Source organism: Cesiribacter sp. SM1 (genome assembly GCF_020178975.1).
Classification (GTDB): Bacteria; Bacteroidota; Bacteroidia; order Cytophagales; family Cyclobacteriaceae; genus Cesiribacter.
In genome coordinates this window covers 1-6,585 of the sequence record NZ_JAHXBU010000101.1, presented here as the reverse complement: position 1 = coordinate 6,585, position 6,585 = coordinate 1, and the positions used below count along the sequence as shown (strand labels likewise).

The 6,585-nt window shown below is 39.2% G+C and carries 5 protein-coding genes; 2 read left to right on the top strand and 3 right to left on the bottom strand.

From position 1 onward, the window contains the following. Positions 1-472: 472 nt before the first annotated feature. Positions 473-973: a GNAT family N-acetyltransferase gene (locus KWJ01_RS27810; protein WP_225000426.1), complete on the bottom strand. Its 501-nt coding sequence runs from the start codon at positions 971-973 to the stop codon at positions 473-475. Between the two features lie 510 nt (positions 974-1,483). Here KWJ01_RS27810 and KWJ01_RS27805 point away from each other — a divergent pair. Further along, positions 1,484-2,128, top strand: a complete 645-nt coding sequence (locus KWJ01_RS27805) for a hypothetical protein (protein WP_225000425.1) — start codon at positions 1,484-1,486, stop codon at positions 2,126-2,128. A gap of 444 nt (positions 2,129-2,572) precedes the next feature. Here the strand turns inward: KWJ01_RS27805 and KWJ01_RS27800 are convergent, their stop codons facing one another. Together KWJ01_RS27800 and KWJ01_RS27795 are read right to left on the bottom strand one after the other, a co-directional pair. Beyond that, positions 2,573-2,887: a hypothetical protein gene (locus KWJ01_RS27800; RefSeq protein WP_225000424.1), complete on the bottom strand. Its 315-nt coding sequence runs from the start codon at positions 2,885-2,887 to the stop codon at positions 2,573-2,575. 589 nt (positions 2,888-3,476) lie between these two features. After that, positions 3,477-4,544 (bottom strand): S41 family peptidase, encoded by a 1,068-nt coding sequence (locus KWJ01_RS27795; RefSeq protein ID WP_225000423.1) that lies wholly within the window; start codon positions 4,542-4,544, stop codon positions 3,477-3,479. A gap of 546 nt (positions 4,545-5,090) precedes the next feature. Here KWJ01_RS27795 and KWJ01_RS27790 point away from each other — a divergent pair. After that, a partial coding sequence (locus tag KWJ01_RS27790; protein WP_225000422.1) for a tetratricopeptide repeat protein occupies positions 5,091-6,585 on the top strand: 1,495 nt, incomplete at its 3' end.

The window sequence follows — 6,585 nt, the reverse complement described above, 5'->3', positions numbered from 1 at the left end:
AACCGAGGCAAAGGTCATTTTTGCTATACGCTGATCGTGTTTGTCGGAGTTGTTCATGCCTTGCATTTTCATGTTAATATTCTGTATGTGACCTTCAAAGCAGCTTTTCTTGCTGCACACAAAAATCAATATTATTTTTTTTGTCACCTTTCCCGAATACATGTGAACGGAAGTTAGCCCGTCCTTCACACGAATTAAGTCAATTGAATTTTGCGAAAAACTGGATATAATTCAAGATGGAGAGCCCCAGCTGTAGCCCTTTTTTTGGCAAAATTATTACTATTGATAACTAAAGATTATCAATAGTAATAATCTGCTGAAGAGGCGATGGAAGAAGCGTTCAATCTTAAAGCGAAAGTCAAATTTATGTTGATCTATTCCTGGCGGACAGTACAATAATACCGCCGGGGATGGTAAAGCTTATTCCTATAGGGTACCAACTGCAACTTTCAAAATTATTTATCAATAGTGCTCAGGCAAGGTTGCCGGATGGCTTTCTTTTCAGTTCATACACGTAACAAGCAGTGCCGTCAAACTCTTTTTCTTCAACAAATTCAAATCCTATTCTTTCATAAAACCTGTGAGCATTTATGTTGCTTTTTAAAGGGTCAATCAGAATTCCGCTTACATCGGGTTTACTAAAACACCGCTCAATAGCCAAGTGCATCATCTGCGTTCCGTAGCCCTTATTGAGATTGTTCTCTTCTCCAATCCAAATATCTATTGCCCGCTTGTTTTGCTCCACATTTCCCCAATAGTGTGTTTCTTCATGATAAGGGTCTATTATCTGAACAAATCCAATGGGTTCTTCATCTAATTCGGCTATTAGCTGTTCTCTCCATTCAGGATTTCGGGCTAATTCTATTTCCCAATTCCAATCATCATCTGGATCACAATCAATCACGTGCTGCTTAGTGTCCCAGTGCTTGATTAAATCAAGATCTTGAATTGTTGCGGGTCTTAATTTTATCATTTGTTGAACTTTATTTCGCTTGCAGACTACAGCTCAAAAAGTATAGAGAGCCGCAGTAGCGGATGTTGTTACTCAATGTAATCCCCCTTCTTTAACAGACTGGCTGCTACTGTCATTGATCACTGTCTAGGGTAACGTTTTATTACCAACTCCCAACGCCCCTCACTTTGCTTGGGCGGCGATAATTCATGCAAATGCGATTTGTTAATTTTTATTGCAATAGAAGCATAAAATATTGGAAATAAATGAGTTATTTATTTTTTTGCCTATACGATAGATTGCCATAGATAATTGCATGTGAAAACTGACTGATGAAGATCAAAACCCTTTCTGGCATAATAAAAGTAATTTTTCGAAAGAGTCGTTTCAGTACTTCAATAGTTCTAAACCAACATCCATAATTCAGGAGGGGTAAATCAATAAAAGGAATTTTATACTTATCTGGCAGAAAATTACTCCTAAAAATGAATAAAGTCTTTTATAAGAAGAACTTAAGCTTGAGTAGTAGTCATGAAGAGTGTCCTTTATTTTTGCCTCATCATAGGAGTCTGGTTTGCCTTCATTAACTATTTTGGTGCTTTTTGGGATGATCTGTCCCCTAAAATTGCAGAAGGGAATAAGTTGATTTGGGTAAGCACTACTATTTTTATTGCTTTTTTGATTTGGCAAATTGTAGGCATAGTACCTCTTTTCCGCAGTGGTCAAAAGCTGAAGCTTAAAAGGTTATTACTCATAATTATAGGAGGAACTGCCATTCTATTTTTTCTTCAAATGGTAGTTGTAAATTATCTGGCATTCCATGGAAGTGAAGAAACAAAACAGTGGATCACGAAAACAGGCTTTGAAACCGTTCCAGAATTAACTACAGTTTCAATTATTTGGGGCGTACTCGTAAACTTTATATATTCTGTAGTTGTAGGAACCTATCTTTTCCTGATTTTGATGATGGGTCGAGTTGGCATAGGTGCTACCTTTGCCGTAGCAGTTCATAATTGGGCTAATGGTGCAGGATTTGATGTGCTGGCAGTTATTAAAAGCATGGTAGAGGTTTTTATGGAATTCACATTGAGTGATGTTGCAGGTGTTTTGATTGGTTTAACCTGGTTTATTGTTTCGAACGTCATATTAAAGGACAATGTTACTGTAATAGATTAACACAAGAGTTGTGCAAGAGCTACTGTTGTTGTCCCTAATTATTATCTAATTGTAACGGTATCTACCCTTGGCTGTGAGTAGTTCATCCTCACGCACCTGATACATCAGTCGATGTTCAGCGAGTCTTGATATTTATGTTTAAGAGGTTCTGCTTTCCTACGCCAGAGAATGGATTTAAAAAAAAACGTTTCTACTCTATTTTCTTCTTTCAGCTCGCTTAAAGCCCCAGTATACCAGTCCTATACACAAAGCAAGGCCTGCAACGGCAGGTAAGATCACTGATCTTCCTGATTCACCTCCAAAGCGTACGCTCCACATCATTTTCCCTACTGCGATTAGTACAATTACTGCGATGCCTGTCCATAAGTTCCGCCACCAGAAGGCTGCTCCAAGCGCTGCCAGTGAAACTGGAACCAACAACGCCATTACAATTTTTGAGAAGGTTCAGTCTGCTGTTAACCAATCTCGCTCCATCTGCAGAAAATCTTTTACCTGCTCGCTCACCGTATCAGGCTGGCTAAACCAGAACATGCTGGTAAGCAGGAGAAAAATGGTGGCCGAAATGCCGGTCCAGCTCCTATGATAGGCAAAGTAGCAAAAAGGAATGATGAACAGGGGCCTGATGTACCAGCTTAAAACGTTCTGGTGTCTGTTGAATACCCAATTAAAAAATGTAGCATTGGTAGATGCCAATACAATAAATCCAAGGCTAAGTACTGCAAAAAATAGGGCAATCTGAACATCCCTCTGTCTACTCATGGTTGAAATCATATTCAAGTTTAATCTGCTTACAAAGCTGACTTATGAGTTCTCTCTTACACTTTGTTGTTATAAAAAATTAACCCTACTGCGCTTTTCATACTTGGTAATAAGGCCTGAAAGTTCCTCAAAGTTAAAGGGCTTTAGCAGGTAGTCATTGTTATTCATTTGAAAGGTTTCAATCAAGTATTGATCATTAACCGTAGTAAATATAACGGGCAATTTCACTTCTGGCTGATCTAAGACTAAGAAACCAGGCCATCCTCCAGGAAAACATTCAAAACAAATGAGACTGTGGCTGCAAATGAAGCCAATGTACACTGCTCGTAACAGAAAGTAAAATATCAGCTACTTCTATGGAGGGATCAAAGTTTATTAGCCCCTGCAACCGTATGGCTAATATTAAAAAAAAATTGTAAATAGATTCATATGGATGAGTTGAATAACTTATCAAATCTTCAGATAAACCTGCAATGTTCTTGAGGCTTCAAAAGAGACTTTCAAACACATTTCTCTGGCGGTAGGATTCTTCGAGGAGCTTAGGCTTTTTACCATCAGGCCGTCCTCTTGCCATTATCTGCGGGCGGAATTACTCAATCTCCGCTTTTAACATAGCAATTGCTTTCTGCACTAACTTATCTTTCTCGATATTGGCCGGACTATGTTTGGTCTGGAGGGCTAAATCAGGCTGTAAAGAGCTGAAAATGTTGCCATTGGGATGAATTGGATAGCCTGTGGTTATATTAAGGCCTACATTTCCTAAGTCAAGGTAGGTAGTGCCAGAGCAGTAGCCGCCGGTTTCCTCCCCTATGATGATGCAATTTTTTCGTTGACGTAATAAATAGGCGAGCATCTCGCCTGCACTGGAAGTAAAACGGCTAACCAGTACCATAACAGGCACACTTTCTGGAATAATGTGTTCTATCTTCTCAAGACTGGTTGGCTTAAAGCCCTGGGTATAAAGGTTGCTGCTTTCCATTTGCAGTCTGAAAGCAGGCTGATGATTGGATTTTATGTACTGCAGATAAGCTCCCTCAGGTATGAAAGCAGCCATTCCTGTGGCAACTGCATAGATATTTCCTCCTGGGTTATAGCGCAGATCAATAACCCAGCCTTTTACTCCCTTTGCATTAATTTTATTTACTTCATCCTGTATTAACCTGGCATTCCTGGTTAGTTGTTCAGATCCAATTCCTCCGATACTAGGGATAAGAAGGTATCCCCACTGCTGATCAATTGTACGGGAGGTAAGGCGGAATGCTTTTTTCCGTAACATGGCTTGTATGGTATCCAGTTCCGGGCTCCCTGGTCTTGTCTTTGGTAATCGATATTCTGCCATTGCTCCATCTGCGAAATATACGCCGCCGTGGTAATCGCCCAGGCTTTCCAGCATTAGTTGAAATGAACTTTTCAGGTCTGAGCTCTTTCTAGCCTCTGCAGCCTTCGCATACATTTCTTTCCGGAGAGATTTCCAATTCACATTATGGGTATAAAAAGACTCCTTTTGTGCTATAGTGATAACCGTATCCAGATAATGCCTGATGCTATCAGGCATCTGTGCGTTAGCAATATTTTGGAAACTAAAAAGTGATAGCAGCAGAAACAGGGTGGGTAAGAATTTAGCCTGTTCTCTTCTTTTGATTCTTTTCACAATCATAAAAATCAGTATTGTTAGGTGTTTAGATTCCTATAAAGACATAAAGTTATTGGTTAACAGGCTTGAATGTATGCGTAGAATGCAGGAGTTATACAAATAGGTAGTAGTACGTAGTAAGCCTGCACAAGAATATTATAACAGCCAGGAAAACAAGGTTGTATAGTAGTAAACCCAGGGGGAAAGAAAGGCCATTGATGTGATAATAGAAAATAGGCAGGAATCATCCTTCTAAGATAAAAGCTGTAGTAAGAATCTGTTTTATCCGGAGACATAATCTTCTAAAAAAGCAATTATAAGAAAGTCAGAAGCTATTGTGTACATGTATGCCGCCCGACATGCTCCAAGTACTGTTAATGTAATAATTTTGTGTATTGTTAATGTGTTATCTTCTATGTAAATTCATTCTTTGTTATTGTTGAACAGCTACTTAGATAGCCAGGCTCGAACATATTTGTTGTTCTTATGATCCCATGCATGTCATGATTTATTCACCATTCTTCATACGCTAAATATATGCCGTACCTATCAAGATTGTTTGCCATATTCATGGTGTTAACTTCATGGATATGTGTTTCAGTTAGTTATGCTCAGGTGGATGTTGATCAGAAAATTATCAAAGAGGTAAATACTTATATTCTGGATGGAGACAAACATCTAGTTAACGAAAATATTGACTCCGCTGCCTTTTATTTTCTAAAAGCTGAGGCACTGGCCAGAAAGGAAAACTACATAAAAGGAATAGCTGATTTTGTTAGCTATTATATTTTTGTGCTGAATCGACAGGGTCGTTATGATGAAGCGCTGACATTAACTTTAGAATCGGTAGAAATCAGTAAAAAGCTTAAAAACGATCGTTTGCTAACCACCGCCTATAATAATGTGGGTGCCGAATACAATTACCTGGGTGATTTCAATTCTGCTGCTATTTACTACCTGAAAGCGCTCCATATAGCCGAAAAAGCCAAGGATTATGACATGCAGCAACTTCTAAGCAATAACATTTCTTCTATTTTTCTAAAATTAAAAAATAAAGAGAAAGGCCTCTTTTACGCAAAAAAGAGTTATGAGCTCGCTGTGCAAAACAGTGACACCTTTGGAATCGCTAGTAGCCTTATAAATTTAGCCAATAGTGAAAGGCTTTATAAGCGCTACGCTCAGTCTGCCAGCTACAGCAGGCGAGTGATTAAGCTTAGCCAAGAACTGAATGACCCAAGTTATGCACTAGATGGTTACCTGGAACTTGCGGATGTAGCCATTGACAGTAAAGCCCTTGAAGATGCATTAGTGCAGTACCAAAATGCCCTGGAAGTACTTAAAAGTTACCCTTCTTCAGATTATGAGTCACGCATTTATTGGGGGCTTGCAAATGCCTATTTTTTATTAAATGAATATGAGGCTGCAAGTGATTTTATAAAAAAAGGTATTGCCATCAGTACCCAAGCACAAGCAAAACAAGAGCTAAGGCAACAATTTTTGCTAGGATCTGAAATTATGGAAAAGCTGCAACTGCCCTATGTTGCCCTTGATTTCAGAAAAAAGTATGAAATACTGAACGATTCGCTGTTAAGTGCCGAAAACCATCGAAACATCCATAAACTTGAAATTGAATACCAAACCTCTCAAAAAGAGAAAGAAATTGCAGAACAGCAGCTCCTCATCGCCAACAGTAATTTAGAAATTCAGAAAAAAAACACATTTATATACCTTTCAGCAGTTATAGTACTGGGCTTGCTTCTGTTACTGGTAATATTTTATCTGATTTACCGTAATAAACAAAAGGCCAATGCCGAAAAGCTGGCCGCCCTTAAAAGGGAAGGTGAGATGAAAGTACTGATGGCGCTCATGGAGGGCGAAGAAAAAGAACGCAGCAGGCTGGCCCGTGAGCTGCACGATGGCGTGGGTGGCATTCTTTCAGCCACTAAAATGCACCTTAGTATCTTAAAAAGCGAAGAAGCTGTACCTGAACGCTTCCAGAAATTCGACCATACGGTTTCCATGCTGGATAGTGCCACCCATGAGATCAGAACCATTGCCCATAACC

Excerpts from the sequence above, each read along its gene's own strand:
- KWJ01_RS27795 (WP_225000423.1), bottom strand. The coding sequence starts at position 4,544 with ATGATTGTGAAAAGAATCAAAAGAAGAGAACAGGCTAAATTCTTACCC.
- KWJ01_RS27810 (WP_225000426.1), bottom strand. The coding sequence starts at position 973 with ATGATAAAATTAAGACCCGCAACAATTCAAGATCTTGATTTAATCAAG.
- KWJ01_RS27800 (WP_225000424.1), bottom strand. The coding sequence starts at position 2,887 with ATGAGTAGACAGAGGGATGTTCAGATTGCCCTATTTTTTGCAGTACTT.
- KWJ01_RS27805 (WP_225000425.1), top strand. The coding sequence starts at position 1,484 with ATGAAGAGTGTCCTTTATTTTTGCCTCATCATAGGAGTCTGGTTTGCC.